Origin of the sequence: Microbacterium sp. SORGH_AS_0969 (assembly GCF_030818255.1) — a bacterium.
Taxonomy (GTDB): Bacteria; Actinomycetota; Actinomycetes; order Actinomycetales; family Microbacteriaceae; genus Microbacterium.
In genome coordinates this window covers 26,173-47,860 of sequence record NZ_JAUTAG010000001.1, presented here as the reverse complement: position 1 = coordinate 47,860, position 21,688 = coordinate 26,173, and the positions used below count along the sequence as shown (strand labels likewise).

The window sequence follows — 21,688 nt, the reverse complement described above, 5'->3', positions numbered from 1 at the left end:
GGCGGGGGTCTCGGCGGGCACGTCGGAACTCACCCGTCGAGATTACTCGCCGCCGCATGCCGGGTCGCGCATGGGGACTCCCAGCCGCGCCTAAGACGGATGCGCGAGGATGGGGGTTCCCTGTCTTCTCTCGAGAGGTTCTCCGTGCGCTTCCGCCCGATCGCTTCCCTGTCCGTCGCCGCCGTCGCGGTGCTGCTTCTGGCCGGGTGCGCCGGTTCGTCCGATGACAGCCAGACGCCGGACGCCAGTGCGAGCCCCGACGCCGGACAGTGCCAGACGCCGTTCACGGGCGACGTTCCCGCGGGCCTCGAGGTGTCCGGCGACTTCAAGGGCGAGGTCACGGTGACCCGGCCCGACGGATTCGCGCCGAGCGCGATCCAGCGCAGCACTCTCATCGAGGGCACCGGCGACGAGGTGAAGGCCGGCGATCTCGTCAAGGCGAACTACACCGTGATCGACGCGTCCACCGGCGAGGTCGCGCTCGACTCGCTCAAGAGCGATCCCTCGGGCATGGACATGATCGTCAACGCCCAGCAGATCTTCGGTGCCGCGGTGTCGTGCGTGCCGATCGGCTCGCGCACCGTCTCGACATTCCCCGCGGGAACGCTCGGCGAGGGCTCGCCGGCCTACATCCTCGTCGCCGACTCGATCTCCGAGCTGCCCACGCGTGCCGAGGGCACCGAGGTGGCACCCGTCGAGGGCATGCCGACCGTGACCTTCGCCGACAACGGTGCACCCACGATCACCGTGCCGACCACGCCGGCGCCCACCGAAACCCGCATCGAGAACCTCCGTCAGGGAACGGGCGACGTCGTGAACCCCGGCGACACCGTGATCGTTCAGTACACCGGCGTCCTCTACGACGGCGGCACCGTGTTCGATTCGAGCTGGGACAAGGGCGCGCCGACGCAGTTCGCGACGACCGACGTCGTTCCGGGCTTCAAGCAGGCGCTCGAGGGGCAGACGGTCGGCTCGCAGGTCGTCGCCGTGATTCCTCCCGCCGACGGCTACGGCGACCAGGCCAAGGGCTCCATCCCGGCCAACTCGACCCTCGTCTTCGTCGTCGACATCCTCGGCGTCCAGCACGCGACTCCCGCCGCTCAGTAGGCTGGCGGGATGCGCCGCGTCCTCCTCCTCGGTTCCACCGGTTCGATCGGCACGCAGGCGCTCGACGTCATCCGCGCGAACGCGGACCGCTTCGAGGTCGTCGGCCTCGCCGCCGGTTCCGATCGCGCGGGGGTCGAGGCGCAGGCGCAGGCGTTCGGTGTTGAGCACGTCGCCCTCGGCGCGATCGAGGCGGAGCAGCTCATCCGCGACGTCGAAGCCGACGTGGTCGTCAACGGCATCACGGGCTCGGTGGGACTCGGTCCCACCATCGCCGCTCTCGAAGCGGGGCGCACCCTCGCCCTGGCGAACAAGGAGTCGCTGATCGTCGGCGGCGACCTCGTCACCGCGCTCGCCGCCCCGGGCCAGATCGTGCCGGTCGACTCCGAGCACTCGGCGATCGCGCAGGCGCTGCGATCCGGAGAGGCGCACGAGGTGCGCCGGCTGGTGCTCACGGCATCCGGAGGCCCTTTCCGCGGTCGTTCGCGCGAGCAGTTGCGGGGCGTCACGCCCGCCGAGGCGCTCGCGCACCCCACGTGGGACATGGGACGCGTCGTGACGACCAACTCGGCGACGCTGGTCAACAAGGGGCTCGAGGTCATCGAGGCGCATCTGCTCTTCGACGTGCCGTACGACCGCATCGATGTCACCGTCCATCCGCAGTCGATCGTGCACTCGATGGTCGAGTTCGTCGACGGATCGACGATCGCGCAGGCCTCGCCGCCCGACATGCGTCTGCCGATCTCCCTCGGCCTCGACTGGCCGCGCCGCGTGGCCGGCGTCGGGGCGCCGCTCGACTGGACGACCGCGAGCCAGTGGACTTTCGAGCCACTCGACGAGGAGGCCTTCGGGTCGGTGGCGCTCGCCAAGAAGGTCGGTCAGGCCGGGGCGACCTACCCCGCCGTCTTCAACGCCGCGAACGAGCAGGCCGTCGATGCGTTCCACGAGGGGCGTCTGAGCTTCCTCGGCATCCTCGAGATCATCGAAGAGGTCGTCGACCGTCACGAGGCACCCGCGACGCTCACGCGCGAATCGCTTGCCGACGCCGAGGTCTGGGCTCGTCGGACGGCGGATGCCGTGATCGCGGCGCGCTGACCGCCTCGAGCCGCGTGCGGGGGACCCTGAGCCTGTCGGAGGGACCGGGCGGACGTGGGTTCCGGTGGCTTCGACGGGCTCAGCCACCTCGCGACGGGTGGCTGAGGCGTGACGCGGCGCTGCCGTCTCAGGCGGGGAAGTCGACCGGGCGCCCGGGGTCGGACGACGGCGTGCGGTCCGTCGGGTAGGGCACGGGCCACTGCGGCTCTGGCACCGCCCACCCGGCGGCGCGCAGCGCGCGCCGGGAGAGCTCGCGCGCCGAGTAGGGCGTGCGGACCCCACGGATGTCCCGGTAGTCCTGGTGTCCGGGGCCGGCCCACAGGATCGCGTCGCCCTCGCCCACGAGCCTCACGGCCTCGAGGATCGCGCGCTCAGGCGGGGTGAACTCGAGGATCTCGGCGTCAGGCCGCGCGCGGCGCGCACCCTCGATCAGGACCTCGCGGATGGCATCCGGATTCTCGTGCCGGGGGTGGTGGTCGGTGACGACGAGGATGTCGCTGCCGAGCACAGCCGTGCGCCCCATGTCGTGGCGCTTGGTGGCGTCGCGGTCGCCGTCGGCGCCGAAGAGCATGACGACCTTGCCGGGGGTCACCCGGCGGACCGCCGCAAGGGTCTTCTCGAACGCGTCGGGGGAGTGACCGAAGTCGACGTAGACCGCCGGGCCCTCGGGGCCGGAGACGAGCTGCGTGCGCCCCGGGAGTGAGGCATCGATGCGGCCGCCGTCGAGGGCGTCGACGAGGCGTTCCCACGCGTAGCCGGTCTCGAGCAGCATCACGATCGCCAGGCCGGCGTTGGCGGCCATGTGCCGACCGATCACCGGAACGACGGTGGTGAGCGTCCGACCGTCACGGGCGCGGAGGGTGAACTCGGTGCCCTCCTGCCGCTCGTCGACGATGTCGACCGTCCAGTCGGCGTCGGCGGCGGGATCCGAGGCGATGGCCGGGGTGACGATCGTGACGACGGGGATCTCGGCGCGCGCGGCGATCTCGGCACCGGCGGGGGAATCCAGGCAGACGACGCCGCGGCGCGCGCGGTCGGCCCGGAAGAGCGGCAGCTTCGCCTCGAAGTACTCGCGCATGTCGGCGTAGTCGTCGAGGTGGTCGTGCGTGAGGTTGGTGAAACCCGCGACGTCGAACACGAGTCCGTCGACGCGGTGCCGCCGTGAGCGCCTGCGCGCTCACCTCGACGGCGACCGCCTCGACGCCGCGTTCGCGCATGAGGGCGAGAAGGGCGTGGAACTCGGATGCCTCGGGGGTAGTGAGCCGCGAGACGATCACCTCGCCCGCGATGTGGCGCTCCGCCGTCGACGACAGGCCCGTGACGACGCCGAGCTGACCGAGGATCCCCTCGAGCAGGTGCGAGACGCTCGTCTTGCCGTTGGTGCCGGTCGTGGCCAACAGCTGCGGGAGTGCGTCGTCAGGGCCGGTGCCGTACACCCACGCGGACAGGTCGCCCAGCAGCGCACGCGGATCGTCGACGACGACGGTCGGAAGACCCGTGGATGCCGCGATGTCAGCGCCGTCGGCGTCGGTGATCACGGCGACGGCTCCGCGCTCGGCGGCGGTCGCGGCGAACTCCGCCCCGTGCCGGTTCACGCCGCGGATCGCGACGAAGGCCTCGCCCGCGCGCAGATCGGCGGTCGCGAGCGTGATGCCCGTGAGGGTCGTCCCCTCGACCTCCCCGACGGTGCGGACGCCGAATCGGCGGGCGAGCTCGGCGAGGTCGCGCTGGGGCGGACGCTCGGGCCGGAGCACGGGCGGGAGGTTCGGGGCAGCGTCGGTCGGCATCCCGTCCATTGTCTCATCCGGTCTCGCACAGACAGGGCATCGCCGCCGCACGGGCGCTTCAAAGGAGCGCGGCGGTATCGTCGGCGGGTGATTGTCATCGCGTTCCTCATCGGCGTCCTCGTGCTCGTGGTGGGACTGGCCGTTTCGATCGCGCTGCACGAGATGGGTCACCTTCTGCCGGCGAAGATCTTCGGCGTCCGGGTCGGGCAGTACATGATCGGCTTCGGGCCGACGCTGTGGTCGCGCCGGATCGGCGAGACCGAGTACGGGTTCAAGGCTCTGCCCCTCGGCGGCTTCATCTCGATGGCAGGCATGTATCCGCCCGCTCCCGAGGGTGAGGAGCCGTCGAAACGGCGGTCGCGGTTCTTCGCCACGATGGTGCAGGACGCCCGGGATGCCAACGCCGAGACGCTCATCGGGGGCGACGATCGCGCCTTCTACCGGCTGCCCGTGTGGAAGCGCATCATCATCATGCTCGGCGGGCCGGCGATGAACCTCGTCCTCGCGGTCGTGCTGTTCACGATCGCGCTGAGCGGCATCGGCATCCAACAGGGGACGACGACCGTCGTGTCGGTCTCGGAGTGCGTCATTCCCGCGAGCCAGCAGCGGCAGGACTGCGAGCCGTCCGACCCGGTCGCGCCCGCCAAGGCGGCGGGGATGCAGCCGGGCGACACGATGATCTCGATCGACGGCACCCCCGTCTCGACCTTCAACGAGGCGGCGGCGATCATCCAGGCGTCTCCCGGCAAGCCCCTGTCGATGGTCATCGAGAGAGACGGCGCGGAGCAGACCGTACAGTTCACCCCGCAGCCGACCGACCGGGCGGTGACGAACGCGCAGGGCCAGCCGGTGACCGATACCTCTGGCGCCCCCGAGTACGAGACGATCGGGTTCGCCGGCCTCAGCCCGCAGATCGCGTTCGAGCCGCAGCCGATCTGGACCGGAGTCGAGGCGACGGGTCAGTACATCGGACAGGTCGCGACGATCATGTCGCAGCTGCCGGTGCGTGTCTACGACGTCGCCGTCGACACGATCACTGGTCAGCCGCGAGACGCCGACAGCCCGATGAGCGTCATCGGCGCCGGCCGGATGGCGGGCGAGATCGCCGCGGTGAACGCTCCGATCCTCGAACGCGTGCAGCAGATCGTCCTGCTCCTCGGCGGACTGAACATCGCCCTGTTCGCGTTCAACTTGATCCCGCTGCTGCCCCTGGACGGCGGGCATGTCGTCGTGGCGCTCTGGGACGGGCTGAAGAAGCTCGTCGCGCGCGCCCGCGGGCGGATTGCCAAGCCCGTGGATGCCACGCGCCTGGTGCCCGTGACCTTCGTCGTCGTCATCCTGCTGGTGGGCGTGGGCAGCGTGCTGTTCCTCGCCGACATCTTCAATCCGGTGAAGCTGCTCTAGCGTCGCGTGGTCCCGGTGGCTTCGACGGGCTCAGCCACCTGGGCCGCGCGGGTCGAGGGGCGTCGACGGGCTCAGGCACCCCTGCCCGGGTGGTCCCTGAGCCTGTCGAAGGGACCGGAACGTCAGAGGACGTGAGCGATCAACCGCTCCAGCGTGCGCATGCCGTCGCGCGACAGGATCGACTCGAGGTGCCCCTGCACGCTCGCGTATCCGGGGCCCCGCAGGGCGTAGACGTCGCCCGTCTCGGCATCCGCGGCGATCTCGACCTCCTCGGGAGTCGCTTCCGGCGCGCGGGCGGTGAAGGTGTTGTAGAAGCCGATCGAGGCGGGCTCGCCGAACACGTCGACGGTCTTCTGCAGGCCCTGGTGCGGCCGGGCCAGGGGCCGCAGGTCGATCCCGAGCGAGTCGGCGAGGATCTGGTGGCTCAGGCACACCGCGAGCAGCGGCGCACCGGCCGCGCGTCGGCGGCCGACGACGTGGCGCATCGCCGCCATCCGCGGGCTGTCGTCGCGCGGGTCACCCGGGCCCGGGCCCGAGACGACGAGGTCGGCCGCGTCGAGCTCGGCGTCGGTCACCTCGGACCAGTGCACGATCCGGGTGTCGAGCCCGAGGTGGCGCAGCTGGTGCGCGAGCATCGTGGTGAAGCGGTCCTCGGCATCCACGACGAGAGCCGTGCGTCCCGCGAACGGACCCGAGCCGTCGGGATCCTGCGGGTTCATCCAGAACGGCGCGAGACGGTCGTTTCGGGATGCCAGCAGCTCGGCGATCGCGGGATCCTCGGCGAGTGGGAGGAGCGGGGCCGTCGGGGCGTCGGGATCGGCGGACGGGGGAGCAGCCGGCGCGCTGTCGCGGGGGATCGCCCCGATCGCCCCGAGGACACCTGCGGCCTTGCCGTGGGTCTCGCCGACCTCGCCGTACGGATCGGAGTGACGCACCAGCGTGGCACCCACGGGGACGCGCAGGCGACCGTCGACGAGGTAGGCCGTGCGGATGAGGATCGGCGCGTCGAGATCATGCGTCGGGCCCTCGGTGGCTCCGGTCGGGGTGAACAACGCGGCCACGCCCGAGTAGTAGCCGCGGGGCGTCGTCTCGTGCCGGGCGATGACCGTACAGGCGTTCTGCATGGGGGAGCCGGTCACCGTGGGCGCGAACATCGTCTCGCGCAGGATGTCGCGCGGGTCGAGGTCGCTGCGCCCGCGGAGCATGTACTCGGTGTGCGTCAGGCGCGACATCACCTTGAGGTGCGGGCCGGTGATGCGTCCGCCGTCGCTGCACACGGCGCTCATCATCTTCAGCTCCTCGTCGACGACCATGAAGAGCTCCTCGGTCTCTTTGGTCGAGCGGAGGAACTCGGCAAGGGTCTCGGCCGTCGCACCGCCCGCGGGGTGACGGAAGGTGCCCGAGATGGGGTTCATCGTCACGATGCCCGCCTTGGCGCTCACGTGCGCCTCGGGGCTCGCGCCGACCGCGATGTGCCCCTCGGTGACCACCGCGAAGGTCCAGTACGCGCCCATCTCGTGTTCGAGCAGCGCGCGGAACCACGTCAGCGCCGCGACGCGCGGATCGACGTCGACCCCGGCGACGAAGTCACGACGGATGACGAAGTTCGCCCCCTCGCCCCGGCCGATCTCGTCGGCGATCACCCGCCGCACGATGTCGGCGTACTCCTCGTCGGCGATGTCGAAGCCCGCGTCCGCGAGCGGGACGGGGGAGGAGGGGAGGGATGCCACGGTCTCGGCGCGATCGAGCGAGACGCGCTCGTCCACGACGAGGCACCGCAGCGGCGCCCCGTCGTCATGGCAGACGAACCCGCGCTCGCGCACCTGCCGGAACGGCACGAGGGCGAGGACTTCGCGCGCGGTGCCGGTGGCATCCGTCAGGGGGATGTCGCCCAGCAGATCGACGTCGACGACGTCACCGGTGAGGACCTCGACGGTCGCGCCGTCGCGCGCGATCAGGGCGAACGGGGCGGTGCCGCTGAGGAGGTCGTGGATCAGGGAAGAGGGGTCGGGCCCGGTCATCGAAGTACTTCCGTCTGTGATCGAGGGTCCGGAACGGCCGCCGGAAAACACGAAGACCGCCCCGATCCCGAGGGAGGGCGGTCTGTCGCACGCGTGCTCACCGCCTAGACGGTGGGCCACCAGCCGGTATACGCGCGCATGGCGCCGAACCTATCACAGAGCGCCCTCAGCCCCCGAGGAGGTGTGGCGGCGTAGGCTGGTCGCGTGCCTGCAGTGAACATCGGGATGCCCCGCGTGCCGGAGGTCCTCGCGCCTCGTCGCAAGACCCGTCAGATCAAGGTCGGCAAGGTGCTCGTCGGCGGCGACGCCCCCGTGAGCGTCCAGTCGATGACGACGACCCCCACGACGAACATCAACGCCACTCTCCAGCAGATCGCCGAACTCACGGCATCCGGCTGCGAGATCGTGCGCGTGGCCGTTCCGTCGCAGGACGACGCGGATGTGCTGCACATCATCGCGAAGAAGAGCCAGATCCCGGTCATCGCCGACATCCACTTCCAGCCGAAGTACGTCTTCCAGGCGATCGACGCCGGCTGCGGTGCGGTGCGCGTGAACCCCGGCAACATCCGCAAGTTCGACGATCAGGTCGGCGCGATCGCCGCCGCCGCGAAGGCTGCGGGTGTGTCGCTGCGCATCGGCGTGAACGCCGGATCGCTCGACCGCCGCCTGCTCGAGAAGTACGGCAAAGCCACGCCCGAGGCGCTTGTGGAGAGCGCCGTCTGGGAGGCGTCGCTGTTCGAGGAGCACGACTTCCACGACTTCAAGATCTCGGTCAAGCACAACGACCCGATCGTCATGGTCAAGGCCTACCGCCTGCTCGCCGAACGGGGCGACTGGCCGCTTCACCTCGGCGTGACCGAGGCGGGACCGGCGTTCCAGGGCACGATCAAGAGCGCGACGGCCTTCGGCATCCTGCTCTCCGAGGGCATCGGCGACACCATCCGCGTCTCGCTGTCGGCACCCCCGGCCGAAGAGGTCAAGGTCGGCCACCAGATCCTGCAGTCGCTCAACCTGCGCGAACGCAAGCTCGAGATCGTGTCGTGCCCCTCGTGCGGTCGTGCGCAGGTCGACGTCTACACGCTCGCCGACGACGTCACCGAAGGCCTGAAGGACATGACGGTGCCGCTGCGCGTGGCCGTCATGGGCTGCGTCGTCAACGGCCCCGGTGAGGCGCGCGACGCGGACCTCGGTGTCGCGTCGGGCAACGGCAAGGGCCAGATCTTCGTCAAGGGCGAGGTCATCAAAACCGTGCCCGAGGCCGAGATCGTCCGCACGCTCATCGAAGAGGCCAACCGCCTCGCCGACGAGATGGGTCCCGACGCGGCTCCCGGCACGGCGCAGGTCATCACGGCCTGATCGAGGCATCGCGTGGTCCGCGCGAGCGCGAGTGGACCACTGCCGTTCCGCTAGCGTCGGGAGTCTCATGATCGAGACTTCGCACGCCTCCCTCGCCCGTCCCCTCATCGCTGGTGTGGTGACCGCCCTGGTCGGCTTCACCAGCACGTTCGCCGTGGTGCTCACGGGTCTTCGCTCCGTCGGGGCCACGCCCGAGCAGGCGGCGAGCGGACTGCTCGCCGTCACGCTCATGGTCGGGGTCGGGTGCATCCTCCTCGCCTGGCGCTACCGGATGCCGATCACGATCGCCTGGTCGACCCCCGGTGTCGCGCTGCTCGCGGCTACCGGTGCCGTCGAGGGCGGGTGGCCCGCGGTCGTCGGCGGCTTCCTCGTCTCGGGTGCGCTGATCCTGTGCACCGCCCTCTTCCCGCCGCTGGGGGCGCTGATCGCGCGCATTCCGCCGTCGATCGCGCAGGCGATGCTCGCGGGCGTCCTGTTCCCCCTCTGCATCCAGCCGTTCCTCGGTCTCGTCGCCGACCCGTGGGGCGTGGCGCCCGTGCTCATCGTGTGGCTCGTGGCATCCCGTCTGCTCCCGCGCTGGGCGGTGCCTCTCGCGTTCGTCGCGGCGATCGTCGTGGTCGCCGTCTCGTTGGCGCGCACCGGAGCGGACCTGGATGCCGCGACCCTCGTGCCGCAGTTCGCCTTCACCGCCCCGACGCTCACGGTGGGCTCTGTCGTCGGGGTCGCCCTGCCACTTTTCGTGGTGACGATGGCGTCGCAGAACGTGCCCGGGGTCGCGGTCATGCGCAGCCTCGGCTACACGATCCCGTGGCGTCCGGCGATGCTCGTGACCGGTGCGGGCTCGATGCTGGCGGCCACCGCGGGGGGACACGCGATCAACCTGGGCGCGATCAGCGCGGCTATCGCCGCAGGCCCCGACGCGCACCCCGATCCGAAGCGACGCTGGGTGGCGGGAGTCTCGGCCGGGAGCACCTACCTCGTGCTCGGCGCGCTGTCGGCCGCGTTCGCCGCAATCGTGCTGCTCGCCCCCGCGGGGGTCATCCCGGCCGTCGCGGGCGTGGCGCTCTTCGCGGCCTTCGGCTCCGCCGTGCAGCAGGCGATCGACGATCCGGGCGAGCGGACCCCGGCGGTCGTGACGTTCCTCATCGCGGCATCCGGAATCGCCATCGCGGGCGTCAGCGCGGCCTTCTGGGCGCTGGTGGCGGGGCTGATCGTGCGGACGGTCCTGCACCTCGGGCGGCGCGCGGCCTGAGCCCCCGCCGTCAGTGCAGGGTGCCGGCCGGGGAGGCGAGGTCGTCGCGCACGTCGAGGGCGGTGCGCACGGTGAGCTCGACGGCGCGCACGATGTCGTCGAAAGGCAGGGATGCCACGCCCTCGGGGGCGCTCTCGCGCGCAGAGGGCACGTGTACGAAGCCGGCGCGCACGTGGGGTTCGGCGGCATCCAGGGCGGTGAACATCACGTGGTTGCACACGAAGGTCCCCGCCGAGTGCGACACCGCGGCCGGAATGCCGGCGTCGCTCAGCGCCGCCGCGATCGCCTTGACGGGCAGGGTCGCGAAGTAGGCGGTCGGACCGCCCTCGACCACGGGGAGGGTCGACCGGCTGCGCACCGTCGTTGTCGGGAATGCGGGCGTCGGCGAGGTTGATCGCCACGCGCTCGGGGGTGACCTGCGCGCGTCCCCCCGCGAGGCCCGTGGCGATCACGACATCGGGATGATGCTCGTCGATGAGGTGCCGGAGCCGAGCCGCCGACTCTTCGAACGCGACCGGCAAGACCTCGACGACCAGCCGTTCGTCGCCTGTCCAGCGCTTCTCGACCATCCGGACGGCATCACCGGACGGGTTGCTGGTGTCGCCTGCGAACGGCTCGAATCCGGTGAGGAGGACGGTGGTCATCGGTCCAGGCTACGTCGCGCTGCTGACCCCGGCTCGAGCGACGGCGCCTGTGCGCGAGCCCTCGGTGTCTCGCGGGGGTGACGGCGGCGGTCAGCCCAAGTCGAACTCGGCTCGCAGCCGTTCACGGACGAGCATGTAGGGCGGGTACTCGCGGAAGAAGCGGAGCTTGTCGGACACGACTCCACCGCCGGCCGGTTCGTCCTCCATCACGTACGTCATGAAGCTCTCGGCGAAGTCCTCCGTGACGTTGGTGGCGGCGTAGGCGTCGACGAAGTCGTCCTCGTGGGCGGCGTAGAACTCATCGGCGACGTCGGCGTCGTCGTTGTCGGCCGCGGGTGCGTCGGCATAGGCGCTCCAGAACCGGTCGGAGAAGGCGGAAAGCGCCGTCTCGGGCAGGAGGCACCCTTGACCGGTCCACATCGTGTCGCACGTCTCGGCGAAGGAGTCGACCGATTCGGGCCCGAGGCTCAGCACGTGGGCGTACTCGTGCACGAGGGTCGCGAGCCAGGACTCGTCGTCGCCCGCGTAGGCGAGGTTCGCCGCGAACGTCCAGTACTCGGGGACGTCTTCGCGTGAGACCCAGGCCATCGTGTCGCTGGAGGCGTCGTCGCCGACCTTGAACTGACTGATCCGGGTCGCGGCGACCCGCGGTGTGAACACGCGCTCGATCTCCGCCCAGACCGCGGCGGCGTCGGGCGTCGGCTCGGGCGAGAGCGTGCCGTCGGCAGCCACCTCGTAGACCTCGGCGATGGCGAAGTCGTCGTCGGTGTCCGGCGGGGGAGCGTCGTGCTGCGTGAGTCCTGCCGTGGTGTTCTGCGCCTGGTTGATGGACCAGACGACGATGCCGGTCGTCCCCCAGAAGAACAGGCCGAGAACAAGGGCGACGCCGCTGGCGATGAGGGCGATCCAACGGGGTTGCACGCCCTCACCATAGGGGCAGGCGGGGCGGATACAAGGTGCTCGCACGAGGGTGAAGCTCGTGGCCGGGGCATGACGGGTGCCCAGCGGCGCGCGGCGGCAGCGGTGGTGCTCGCCGCACCTCGGTGAGACGGGGCGCTCTAGACTCGATGATCGTGGTCACCCGTCTCTCCAGCTACTTCCTCCGCACGCTTCGCGAAGACCCCTCGGATGCCGAGGTCACGAGCCACCGCCTGCTCGTGCGCGCCGGCTACATCCGTCGTAACGCCCCGGGCATCTTCGCGTGGCTGCCTCTCGGTCTGAGAGTCAAGGCGAAGATCGAGACCGTCGTGCGGGAAGAGATGGCCAACGCCGGTGCCTTCGAGGTGCACTTCCCGGCGTTGCTGCCCCGCGAGCCCTACGAGGTCACCGGACGCTGGGAAGAGTACGGCGACGCGCTGTTCCGCCTGCAGGACCGCAAGGGCGCCGACTACCTGCTCGCGCCCACCCACGAGGAGATGTTCACGCTCCTGGTGAAGGACCTGTACTCGTCGTACAAGGACCTCCCCCTGACGATCTACCAGATCCAGGACAAGTACCGCGACGAGGCGCGCCCCCGCGCCGGCCTCCTGCGCGGCCGCGAGTTCACGATGAAGGACGCGTACTCGTTCGACGCGACGGATGCCGGATTGGATGCCTCGTACCAGGCGCAGCGCGATGCCTACGAGCGCATCTTCCAGCGCCTGGGCCTCGAGTACGTCATCGTCGCCGCCGACGCCGGCGCGATGGGCGGCTCGAAGTCGGAGGAGTTCCTGCACCCGACCCCCATCGGCGAGGACACGTTCGTGCGCTCGGCCGGCGGATACGCGGCCAACGTCGAGGCGTTCACCACCGTCGCCCCGGAACCGCTCGCCGTCGAGGGGCAGCCCGCGCCGGTCGTCTTCGACTCGCCGAACACCCCGACGATCGCGACCCTCGTCGATCACGCGAACGCGCACCTCGACGCCCCGGCCCCCGGCATCGCCGGCCCGGCCACCGCCGAGGCCACCGAGTGGACCGCCGCGCACACGCTGAAGAACGTCGTCCTCGCCCTCACGCACCTCGACGGCACGCGAGAGCTGGTCGTCGTGGGCCTCCCCGGCGACCGCGACGTCGACGACAAGCGCGTCGAGGTCGCCTTCGCTCCCGCCGAGGTCGAGGCCGCGACCGAGGCCGACTTCGCGAAGAACCCGCTGCTGGTCAAGGGCTACATCGGCCCCTGGTCGCCCACCGGTCCCGTGCTGGGCGAGAAGTCGGCGACGAACATCCGCTACGTGCTCGACCCCCGCGTGGTCGACGGCACCGCGTGGATCACGGGTGCGAACATCGACCAGAAGCACGTGCACTCGCTCGTCGCCGGCCGCGACTTCGTCGGCGACGGTTTCGTCGAGATCTCGACCGTGCGCGCGGGCGACCCGGCCCCCGACGGCTCGGGCCCCGTGGAACTCGCACGCGGCATGGAGATCGGCCACGTCTTCCAGCTCGGTCGCAAGTACGCCGAGGCCCTGGGCCTGAAGGTGCTCGACGAGAACGGCAAGCTCGCGACCGTCACGATGGGTTCGTACGGCATCGGCGTCACCCGCATCCTCGCGATCATCGCCGAGCTCAACAACGACGAGAAGGGCCTCATCTGGCCGGCGTCGGTCGCGCCGTTCGACGTGCACGTCGTGGCCACCGGGCGCGATGCCGCGGCGTTCGAGCTCGCGGCATCCGTCTCCGACCAGCTCGAGTCCGCCGGCCTCGACGTCCTCTACGACGACCGCCCCAAGGTCTCGCCCGGCGTGAAGTTCGGCGACGCCGAGCTCGTCGGCATCCCGCGCATCCTCATCGTGGGCCGCGGCGCCGCCGAGGGTCAGGTCGAGCTGTGGGACCGCCGCACGGGCGAGCGCGAGACCCTTCCGGTCGCCGATGCCCTGGCGGCGCTCACGCGCTGACGTTCACGCGCCGACGTTCACGCGCTGACGTTCACCGAGACGGCATCCGTCCCGCATCCGCCGGGAGGGGTGCCGTTTCGTCGTCCCCGCGGTGCTCGGCATCGGTAGCGTAGATGCCATGATCTCGGCCCCTCGCCTGTCGCTCCGCGACGGCTCCACGATCCCTCAGCTCGGTATCGGCACGTACAAGGTGCCCGCGGATCTCACCGCCGGCCTCGTCGAGGGCGCGCTCGCCGCCGGCTACCGCCATATCGATACGGCCGCCCTGTACGGCAACGAGACCGAGGTGGGGGAGGGACTGCGCGCGTCGGGTCTCGACCGGGACGACGTCTTCGTGACGACGAAGGTGTGGAACGACGACCAGGGCTTCGACGAGACGCTGCGCGCCTTCGACGCGAGTGCGCGACGCCTCGGCCTCGACCGTGTCGACCTGTACCTCATCCACTGGCCGATCCCCAGCGCCGGCCGCTACGTCGACACCTGGCGCGCTCTCATCCGCCTGCAGCAGGAGGGGCGGGCGACCTCGATCGGCGTGAGCAACTTCGCAATCCCGCACCTCGAGCGCCTGCGCGACGAGACCGGCGTCCTCCCGGCCGTCAACCAGATCGAGCTGCACCCCCGCTTCCCGCAGAACGAGCTCGTCGACTGGGATGCCGCGAACGGGATCGTCACCGAGTCATGGGCCCCGCTCGCCCGGGGTGGTCTGCTCGGTGAACCCGCCCTCGCGCGGATCGCCGCGCGCTACGGCAAGACCCCCGCGCAGGTCGTCGTGCGCTGGCACCTCGATCGCGGACTCGTGGTCTTCCCGAAGTCGGTGGCGCTGGAGCGGATCCGCGAGAACGGCGACGTCTTCGACTTCACCCTCGATGCCGACGACCACGCCGCGATCGCCGCTCTCGACACCGGTGAGCGCACGGGCCGCGATCCGTCGCTGGACTGAGGCCGGTCAGACGTCGAGGCGCGCGTAGCGCGCGCGGAAGACGGTGAAGACGCCGTAGGCGAGGAAGCCGAGGCCCACGAGGGCCGCGAGCAGAGGCCCCGCGGGCAGGGCCATGAGCGCCGACACGGCTCCGTCCAGCCCTCCGGCCGTGTCGGGTTCGACGCGGATGGCCGCGATCGTGACCAGCACGCCGACCACGCCGAGGGCGATGCCCTTCGCCACGAATCCCACGGCGCCGAGGGCGCTCAGCGCGTGTCCCGCCGCGCCCTCGGGGATGCGGACCTTGTCGTGGAAGGAGCGTCGCACGCCCATCCACACGAAGCCGACACCGACTCCCGCGACGATCAGCCCCGCCGTTCCCAGCACGAACCCGCCGATCGGGAGCGTGAGCACGCTCTGGCTGAGGTCTTCCGTGGTCTGTTCCGCGTGCGGTCGGGCACCGAGTGCGACCGCCGCCGAGATCACGCCGATCACGACGAAGACGATGCCCTGCGGTGCCTCGGCCGCGATGCGCGCGATACGTTTGCGCCCGGACAGCCCGCGCGGCGCGATCGCCTGCAGCAGGTGCCACCCGCCCAGCGAGACCAGTCCCGCCGCGAGACCCCAGAGCGCGACGGCGCCCAGCGGCAGGGCAGCCACCGCACGAAAGGCACCGGTCTGGTCCGTGTCTTCGGCCGCACCGAAGCCCACGGCGAGAACGAGGCCGCCCACGAGCAGGTGCAGGATGCCGTTGGCCACGTAGCCCGCCCGAGCGGCGACGCGCAACGCGGGGTTTGCCTCGGCCTCGCGAGCGGCGGAGCGGGCGGAGGACGGCATCCCGGAACCGTATGCGCTCCGCGTCTGGAAAGACAGCCGGTTGCGCGTGGCGTCCGAGGCGCTGTTTATCATGGCCTGATGCCCGCTTCCCGCCGACCGTTCGTGCGTCGGTGGAACGCCCTTCCCGCGCTCACGCGCAACGCGCCGCCGCGTGTCCTGCTCGTCGTCGGTGCCGTGGTGGTGCTGCTCGGCGCGCTCATCGTCTCGCGACCCCTCACCTCGATCGTGCTGCTCGGGGTGTACGTCGGCGCGAGCGCCGTGGTCATGGGCGTGTTCGAACTGTTCGGCCGGTCGACGAGGTGGTGGGCGCGGGCCGTCGCCGTGGCCTGGATCGTGGCGGGCGTCGCCGTCCTGGTGTGGTTGGGGCGCAGCCTCGAACTGTTGCCGTCAGTCCTCGCCGTTCTCCTGGTGATCGGTGGGCTGGCCTCGGTCGGCCGGGCCGTCACGGGCGGCGCGGTCAGCGCTCGGGTGCTGTCGCTCGCGTGGGGCATCGCGCAGATCGCTTTCGGAGTGCTGTCGTTCACCTGGCCGGATGTCACCGTGCTGGTGCTGGCCGTCGTGTTCGGTGTGCGCACCATCGTGTTCGGAGTCGGGGTCTTCGGGCGCGGGGTGGCCGGCATCCGTCGTCGTCCGCGAGCGACGCCGTTCGACGCCGACCAGGCCGTCCGTCGCCGTCGGCGCCGCGCCCGCTGGACCGCCGTCGGCCGCTACGCGCTCTCGCTCGTCCTCGTGGCGACCGCCGCCGGAGGGTGGTGGCTCAACGACTGGCTGCACGACGGTGCCCCCGTGGTCGACGCGTTCTACAACCCGCCCGCCGAGGTGCCGAGCGGCCACGGACGGTTGATCCGTTCCGCCGCCTCGCCCTGGCGCGCCCCGCAGAACGGCGACGTCACGCGGATCCTCTACACGACACGGGATGCCGTGAGCCGCCCCGCCGTGGCGAGCGCCATGGTCATCACCCCCAAGGATCCTCCGCTGGGACCGCGCCCCGTGATCATCTGGAATCACGGCACGACCGGGGTCGCTCAGGGCTGCGCGCCGAGCCTGCGCGACTCGACGGCCACCCGCTGGGCGATCCCCGCACTCGAGCAGGCATTGAAGGCCGGATGGGTCGTCGTCGCGTCGGACTTCTCGGGACAGGGCGCCCCCGGCGCCTATCCGTACCTCATCGGCAAGGGTGAGGCCCGCTCGTCGCTCGACGCGGTGCTGGCCACGGCCGAACTCCGCAGCGACCTGACCCTCTCGCCCGACACCGTGGTCTGGGGGCACTCCCAGGGCGGGCACGCGGCTCTGTGGACCACCGCGATCGCCGACGACTACGCCCCCGGCATCGACGTGCTCGGAACCGCGGTCGTCGCACCGGTCGCCGACCCGCCCGCCCTCGCGCGCGAACTGCTCTCGGGTCCGCCGAACGCGATGCTCTCGGTCATCACGTCGTGGGTGCTGGTGCCGTACTCCGAGACCTACGCCGACGTCCACCTCGACGACTACATCGCCGAGGGCTCGCGCTCGATCGTGCTCGAGATGACGCAGCGGTGCCCCACCGAACCGGGTGTGGTCGTGTCCGTCCTCACGGCCCTGGGCGTCTCGGAGGACCGGCCGCTCTACAACGCCGATCTCACCGACGGCGCTCTGGGTCGGCGCCTCGAGGAGAACGCCATGACCGAGCCGCTGGGCACGCCGATGCTCGTGGCGTGGGGAGCGGACGATGAGGTCATCGCGCCGAGACTCCAGCGCGAGTACATCGAGAAGCTCTGCGCCGAGGGACAGCCCGTGAGATGGGCGAGCTACGCGGGCTATGGCCACCTGCGTCCGATCCAGCCGAAGTCGCGCTTCCTGCCCGTGCTCTACGACTGGACCAAGAACCTCATCGAACGCAAGCCGCAGGTCGTCGACGGGTGCGGCCTGCGTTGACCCGGGGCGCGCAATACGGCGTCCGGGTGAAGATCATGTGTCAGAGCCATTGCCGTCTTGGCAGGGCAGCGCGCGACTGATTACGGTCGAGGGGTGCCCGAGAACACGTCAGAGCTCCGCCCGACCCACCCGCTCGCCATCGCGCCCGTCGTCGCCCCCGCGGCGTCCGTCGACGGCTTCACGAAGCAGTTCCTCCAGAATCTGAATTTCGACCAGGGCGTGACGCTGTCGACCTCCGACGTGAACGACCAGTACCTCGCTCTCGCCTACACGGTGCGCGACTACCTGATGGCGCGCTGGTTCGACGACCGGGCGAAGCAGAAGACGCAGCAGGCGAAGACCGTCTGCTACCTGTCGGCGGAGTATCTGCTCGGGCGTCAGCTCGACAACAACCTCCTGGCCGCCCGTCTGACCGACATCGCCACCGAGGCTCTCGCGCAGTGCGGTATCGACATCGACGCCGTGCGCGCCGTCGAGATCGAGCCGGGTCTGGGCAACGGCGGACTGGGCCGCCTGGCTGCCTGCTTCATCGACTCGCTCGCGACCATGAGCGTTCCCACCATCGGGTACGGGATCCGGTACGAGTACGGCATCTTCCGGCAGAGCTTCGCGGACGGCCAGCAGATCGAGCAGCCCGACGCGTGGACGCGCATGGGCTCGCCGTGGGATTTCGCCCACCCCGAGGCCGCGCAGACCATCTCGTTCGCCGGCCACACCGAGACCTACGACGACGAGGGGGTCACGCGCAGCCGCTGGGTTCCCGAGTGGAACGTGCTCGCCGTGCCGTACAACATGATGGTCCCCGGGTACCACAACGGCCGCGTGAACACCCTGCGCCTGTGGCGCGCGGTCGCCACGAACGCCTTCGACCTCCATACCTTCAACTCGGGCGACTACGTCGAGTCCGTGCGCGCGCAGACCTTCGCCGAGAACATCTCCAAGGTGCTCTACCCCGAGGACTCCACGCCCCAGGGGAAGGAGCTGCGTCTGCAGCAGCAGTACTTCTTCGTCGCGGCATCCATCGCCGACTTCATCGAGAACGTGCTCCCCGCCGACTTCGACCTCGAGAAGCTCCCCGAGCGCGTGATCTTCCAGCTCAACGACACGCACCCCGTGATCGGTGTGCCCGAGCTGATGCGCGTGCTCGTCGACGAGAAGAAGCTCGAGTGGGATGCCGCGTGGGCCATCACCCAGAAGTGTTTCGCCTACACCTGCCACACGCTGCTGCCCGAGGCGCTGGAGGTCTGGCCGGTCGACCTGCTCGGCCGCCTGCTGCCCCGGCACCTCGAGATCATCTACCGCATCAACGACGAGTTCCTGCTCGAGGTGCGCGAGCGCTTCGGCGACGACGAGATGCTCATCCGCAACATGTCGATCATCGGCGAGCACCCCTCGCGCTCGGTGCGCATGGCGTACCTCGCCACGGTCGCGGGCTCGAAGGTCAACGGCGTCGCCGAGCTGCACTCGCAGCTCCTGCGCGACAACGTCCTGAAGGACTTCGCCGCGATGTGGCCCGACAAGTTCACCAACGTCACCAACGGCGTCACTCCCCGCCGCTTCCTGCGTCTTGCGAACCCCGAGCTGTCGGCGCTCATCACCGAGGCGCTCGGCGCCGGCTGGACCGTCGACCTCGAGCGCCTGCGGGGTCTGGAGGCCCTCGCCGACGACGCCGACTTCCGCGAGCGCTTCGCGGCCGTGAAGGCGTCGAACAAGCGGCGCCTGAGCCGTGTGCTCGAGGCGCGCGGCGAAGCTCCGCTCGACGACGGTCACCTGCTCGACGTCATGATCAAGCGCCTGCACGAGTACAAGCGCCAGACGCTCAAGGTGCTGCACATCGTCAGCACCTACGAGGGCATCGTCTCGGGTCGCCTGGATGTGGATGCCGTGCAGCCGCGCACCTTCCTCTTCGGTGCCAAGGCGGCTCCGGGCTACGGCATGGCCAAGCGCATCATCCACCTCATCAACGCCGTCGGCGACGTCGTGAGCGCCGACGAGCGCGTGCAGGGCAAGCTGAAGGTGCTCTACCCGGCGAACTACAACGTCACCCTCGCCGAGAGCATCATCCCGGCCGCCGACCTGTCGGAGCAGATCTCGCTCGCCGGCAAAGAGGCGTCCGGCACCGGCAACATGAAGCTCGCCCTCAACGGCGCGCTCACCATCGGCACCGACGACGGTGCGAACGTCGAGATCCGCCAGCTCGTGGGCGACGACAACTTCTTCCTCTTCGGCATGAGCGAGCCCGAGGTCGAGGCGCTGTGGGCCGAGGGGTATCGTCCCGCCGACTTTTACCAGGAAGACGACGAGCTGCGCCGTGCGATCGACCTGATCGCGTCGGGGGCGTTCTCGGACGGAGACCGCTCGGTATTCGAGCCGCTCGTGTCCAACCTCCTCTACGACGACCGGTTCATGGCGCTCGCGGACTTCCGCTCGTACCTCGACGCGCAGGACCGGGTCGACGCGGCCTACGCCGATCAGGACGGCTGGGTGCGCTCCGCGATCCTCAACGTCGCGCGCAGCGGATACTTCTCGTCCGACCGCGCGATGCGCGACTACCTCGACCGCATCTGGCACGCGACGCCGGTCAGCTGAAGGGTTCCGGATGCCGCGGCCCCGGGGGTCAGACGACGAGCTCGACTGTTACGCCCACCGCTTCGTAGGTGCCGCGCGCGCGGGCGTCGCGCGTTGCAAGGGGGATCGTGTGCACACGTGCGGCGAGAGCGACGAGACCGTCATACGTTGCTCCGCCGGCGATGCCGCAGCCGGAGAGATCGCGGTGGGCTGACGCCGCCTCGCCGGGGGAGAGCGTGAGCGGATCGCCGAAATTGTCATCCATGACGGTGATGGCGTCGGCTCCGTCGACACGGGCGTCGCCCGGCAGGCGCGTGAGGACGGAGTACGTCTCGATCGCGGCGTGGCCGCTCAGGCGAAGCTCTCGACCGCGCGCCCACGCGCGCACGCGCTCATGGTTTTCGTGCGAGCGGACGAGGAGGGGGACCGCGACGCTCGTGTCGACGGCGATCGGGGATGTCGACCGATCCGACGGCCTCATCGACGGCCGCTGTCGAGCAGCGCCGACACAACCTCGTCGGTCACCGGGGTGTTGCCGCGTGAAACGAGCCGGCCATCGTCGTCGCGCTCGAGGTGCGCGGTGCGGCCTCCGGGGGTGATCTGCAGGCCACTGCCGTATGCCGACACATCGACCACCGTGCCGGGAAGGAGTCCGTACACATCCCGAAGCGCCTTCGGGAGGACGATGCGTCCCCCGCTGTCGATCGTGAGCTCCATGGGAAAACGATACCATTGTGATCCCATATGCGTCCGCCGGGCAAGGGAGTCGCCTCCGAAACACCTGTGCGATGGCATCCGTAGGTCCGATGCGCTCGCGAGGTGCATGGCATCCCGGGTATCGTAGGAGGGTTGTCGGCGCCGGTCGCGCCGACGAAAGCTGAACAACGGAGGGCCTTGTGGACATCGATCTCGCACTTCTGAAGACGATCGAACGCGAGAAGGAGATCCCCTTCGACGAACTCGCGCGCATCATCGAGCAGGCGATCCTCACCGCCTACGCCAAGCACATCTCGCCCAGCGGCGAGATCCCCGCCGGCGCACGCGCCTCGCTCGACCGCAAGACCGGTCACGTGGGCATCTTCACGCCCGTCACCGACGAAGAGGGCGCCGTCATCGGCGAAGAGGAGCAGGCTCCCGACGACTTCGGCCGCATCGCCGCTTTCGCCGCGAAGCAGGTCATCAGCCAGCGTCTGCGCGACATCGCCGACGACGCCGTTCTGGGCGAGTTCCGTGGCAAAGAGGGCGACATCGTCGCGGGTGTCGTCCAGCAGGGTCCCAACCCCCGCATGGTGCACGTCGACCTCGGCACGGTCGAGGCGATCCTCCCGCCCGAGGAGCAGGTTCCCGGCGAGACCTACGCGCACGGCTCGCGCCTGCGCGTCTACGTGACCTCGGTCGCCAAGGGAAACAAGGGTCCGCAGATCACCGTGTCGCGCACCCACCCCGGGCTCGTCCGCAAGCTCTTCGCCCTCGAGGTGCCCGAGATCGCCGCAGGCCTGGTCGAGATCGTGTCGCTGGCCCGCGAGGCCGGTCACCGCTCGAAGATCGCCGTCAAGGCGAACGACCCGACGGTCAACGCCAAGGGTGCCTGCATCGGCGAGCTCGGACGCCGCGTGCGCGCGGTCACCGAAGAGCTCGCGGGCGAGAAGATCGACATCATCGACTACGACGCCGAACTGCCCCGCTTCGTCGCGAACGCGCTGTCGCCGGCCAAGGTCACCTCGTCGTTCGTCCTCGACGCGTCGACCAAGGCCGTGCGCGCTCTCGTCCCCGACTACCAGCTGTCGCTGGCGATCGGCAAGGAAGGGCAGAACGCGCGCCTCGCCGCCAAGCTCACCGGCGCCAAGATCGACATCCAGCCCGACAGCATCCTCGAAGACAACTGAGCCGCCGTCGCTGCGCGACGGCGAGGTGTAC

Annotated in this window: 15 protein-coding genes and 2 pseudogenes; 10 read left to right on the top strand and 7 right to left on the bottom strand. The window is 70.2% G+C overall.

Annotated features, from left to right (window positions below):
• Positions 1-144 precede the first annotated feature (144 nt).
• Positions 145-1,107: an FKBP-type peptidyl-prolyl cis-trans isomerase gene (locus QE388_RS00195; protein WP_058597038.1), complete on the top strand. Its 963-nt coding sequence runs from the start codon at positions 145-147 to the stop codon at positions 1,105-1,107.
• 9 nt (positions 1,108-1,116) lie between these two features.
• The gene (gene dxr, locus QE388_RS00190; RefSeq protein ID WP_307381994.1) at positions 1,117-2,199 is read left to right on the top strand and encodes a 1-deoxy-D-xylulose-5-phosphate reductoisomerase; all 1,083 of its coding nucleotides are present in this window, start codon (positions 1,117-1,119) and stop codon (positions 2,197-2,199) included.
• Positions 2,200-2,326: 127 nt separating this feature from the next.
• Here dxr and QE388_RS00185 read toward each other — a convergent pair.
• Positions 2,327-3,986 (bottom strand): annotated as a pseudogene (locus QE388_RS00185) (Mur ligase family protein).
• Between the two features lie 87 nt (positions 3,987-4,073).
• On the opposite strand from QE388_RS00185, the gene QE388_RS00180 reads away from it, so the two are divergent.
• The gene (locus QE388_RS00180; RefSeq protein ID WP_307381991.1) at positions 4,074-5,390 is read left to right on the top strand and encodes an RIP metalloprotease; all 1,317 of its coding nucleotides are present in this window, start codon (positions 4,074-4,076) and stop codon (positions 5,388-5,390) included.
• A gap of 122 nt (positions 5,391-5,512) precedes the next feature.
• On the opposite strand, the gene QE388_RS00175 is transcribed toward QE388_RS00180, so the two are convergent.
• Positions 5,513-7,411, bottom strand: a complete 1,899-nt coding sequence (locus QE388_RS00175) for an anthranilate synthase family protein (protein ID WP_307381989.1) — start codon at positions 7,409-7,411, stop codon at positions 5,513-5,515.
• Positions 7,412-7,615: 204 nt separating this feature from the next.
• On the opposite strand from QE388_RS00175, the gene ispG reads away from it, so the two are divergent.
• Together ispG and QE388_RS00165 are read left to right on the top strand one after the other, a co-directional pair.
• Positions 7,616-8,767, top strand: a complete 1,152-nt coding sequence (ispG, locus tag QE388_RS00170; RefSeq protein WP_275799337.1) for a flavodoxin-dependent (E)-4-hydroxy-3-methylbut-2-enyl-diphosphate synthase — start codon at positions 7,616-7,618, stop codon at positions 8,765-8,767.
• Positions 8,768-8,834: 67 nt separating this feature from the next.
• The gene (locus QE388_RS00165; protein WP_307381987.1) at positions 8,835-10,019 is read left to right on the top strand and encodes a benzoate/H(+) symporter BenE family transporter; all 1,185 of its coding nucleotides are present in this window, start codon (positions 8,835-8,837) and stop codon (positions 10,017-10,019) included.
• A 10-nt stretch (positions 10,020-10,029) separates the two neighbouring features.
• Here QE388_RS00165 and pcp read toward each other — a convergent pair.
• Together pcp and QE388_RS00150 are read right to left on the bottom strand one after the other, a co-directional pair.
• A pseudogene (pcp, locus tag QE388_RS18500) lies at positions 10,030-10,663 on the bottom strand (pyroglutamyl-peptidase I).
• A 90-nt stretch (positions 10,664-10,753) separates the two neighbouring features.
• Positions 10,754-11,584, bottom strand: coding sequence for an NADH:ubiquinone oxidoreductase subunit 4 (chain M) (locus QE388_RS00150; protein ID WP_307381982.1), 831 nt, complete (start codon positions 11,582-11,584; stop codon positions 10,754-10,756).
• A 152-nt stretch (positions 11,585-11,736) separates the two neighbouring features.
• On the opposite strand from QE388_RS00150, the gene QE388_RS00145 reads away from it, so the two are divergent.
• On the top strand, positions 11,737-13,533 hold the full coding sequence (locus QE388_RS00145; RefSeq protein ID WP_307381979.1) for a proline--tRNA ligase: 1,797 nt from the start codon (positions 11,737-11,739) through the stop codon (positions 13,531-13,533).
• 118 nt (positions 13,534-13,651) lie between these two features.
• Entirely contained in the window at positions 13,652-14,473 is an 822-nt protein-coding gene (locus QE388_RS00140) for an aldo/keto reductase (RefSeq protein WP_275796511.1), read from the top strand.
• 6 nt (positions 14,474-14,479) lie between these two features.
• On the opposite strand, the gene QE388_RS00135 is transcribed toward QE388_RS00140, so the two are convergent.
• Positions 14,480-15,289: a DUF1206 domain-containing protein gene (locus QE388_RS00135; RefSeq protein WP_275796512.1), complete on the bottom strand. Its 810-nt coding sequence runs from the start codon at positions 15,287-15,289 to the stop codon at positions 14,480-14,482.
• Positions 15,290-15,367: 78 nt separating this feature from the next.
• On the opposite strand from QE388_RS00135, the gene QE388_RS00130 reads away from it, so the two are divergent.
• Entirely contained in the window at positions 15,368-17,203 is a 1,836-nt protein-coding gene (locus tag QE388_RS00130) for an alpha/beta fold hydrolase (protein ID WP_307381977.1), read from the top strand.
• 93 nt (positions 17,204-17,296) lie between these two features.
• On the top strand, positions 17,297-19,792 hold the full coding sequence (locus tag QE388_RS00125) for a glycogen/starch/alpha-glucan phosphorylase (RefSeq protein WP_307381975.1): 2,496 nt from the start codon (positions 17,297-17,299) through the stop codon (positions 19,790-19,792).
• 28 nt (positions 19,793-19,820) lie between these two features.
• On the opposite strand, the gene QE388_RS00120 is transcribed toward QE388_RS00125, so the two are convergent.
• Together QE388_RS00120 and QE388_RS00115 are read right to left on the bottom strand one after the other, a co-directional pair.
• Complete coding sequence (locus QE388_RS00120) at positions 19,821-20,252, bottom strand: type II toxin-antitoxin system VapC family toxin (protein WP_275796518.1); 432 nt, start codon at positions 20,250-20,252, stop codon at positions 19,821-19,823.
• Complete coding sequence (locus QE388_RS00115) at positions 20,249-20,488, bottom strand: AbrB/MazE/SpoVT family DNA-binding domain-containing protein (RefSeq protein ID WP_275796520.1); 240 nt, start codon at positions 20,486-20,488, stop codon at positions 20,249-20,251. Before QE388_RS00115 ends, QE388_RS00120 begins: the two co-directional genes overlap by 4 nt.
• 179 nt (positions 20,489-20,667) lie before the next feature.
• Between QE388_RS00115 and nusA the strand changes: the two genes are divergently transcribed.
• On the top strand, positions 20,668-21,657 hold the full coding sequence (nusA, locus tag QE388_RS00110; RefSeq protein ID WP_058597057.1) for a transcription termination factor NusA: 990 nt from the start codon (positions 20,668-20,670) through the stop codon (positions 21,655-21,657).
• Positions 21,658-21,688 lie beyond the last annotated feature (31 nt).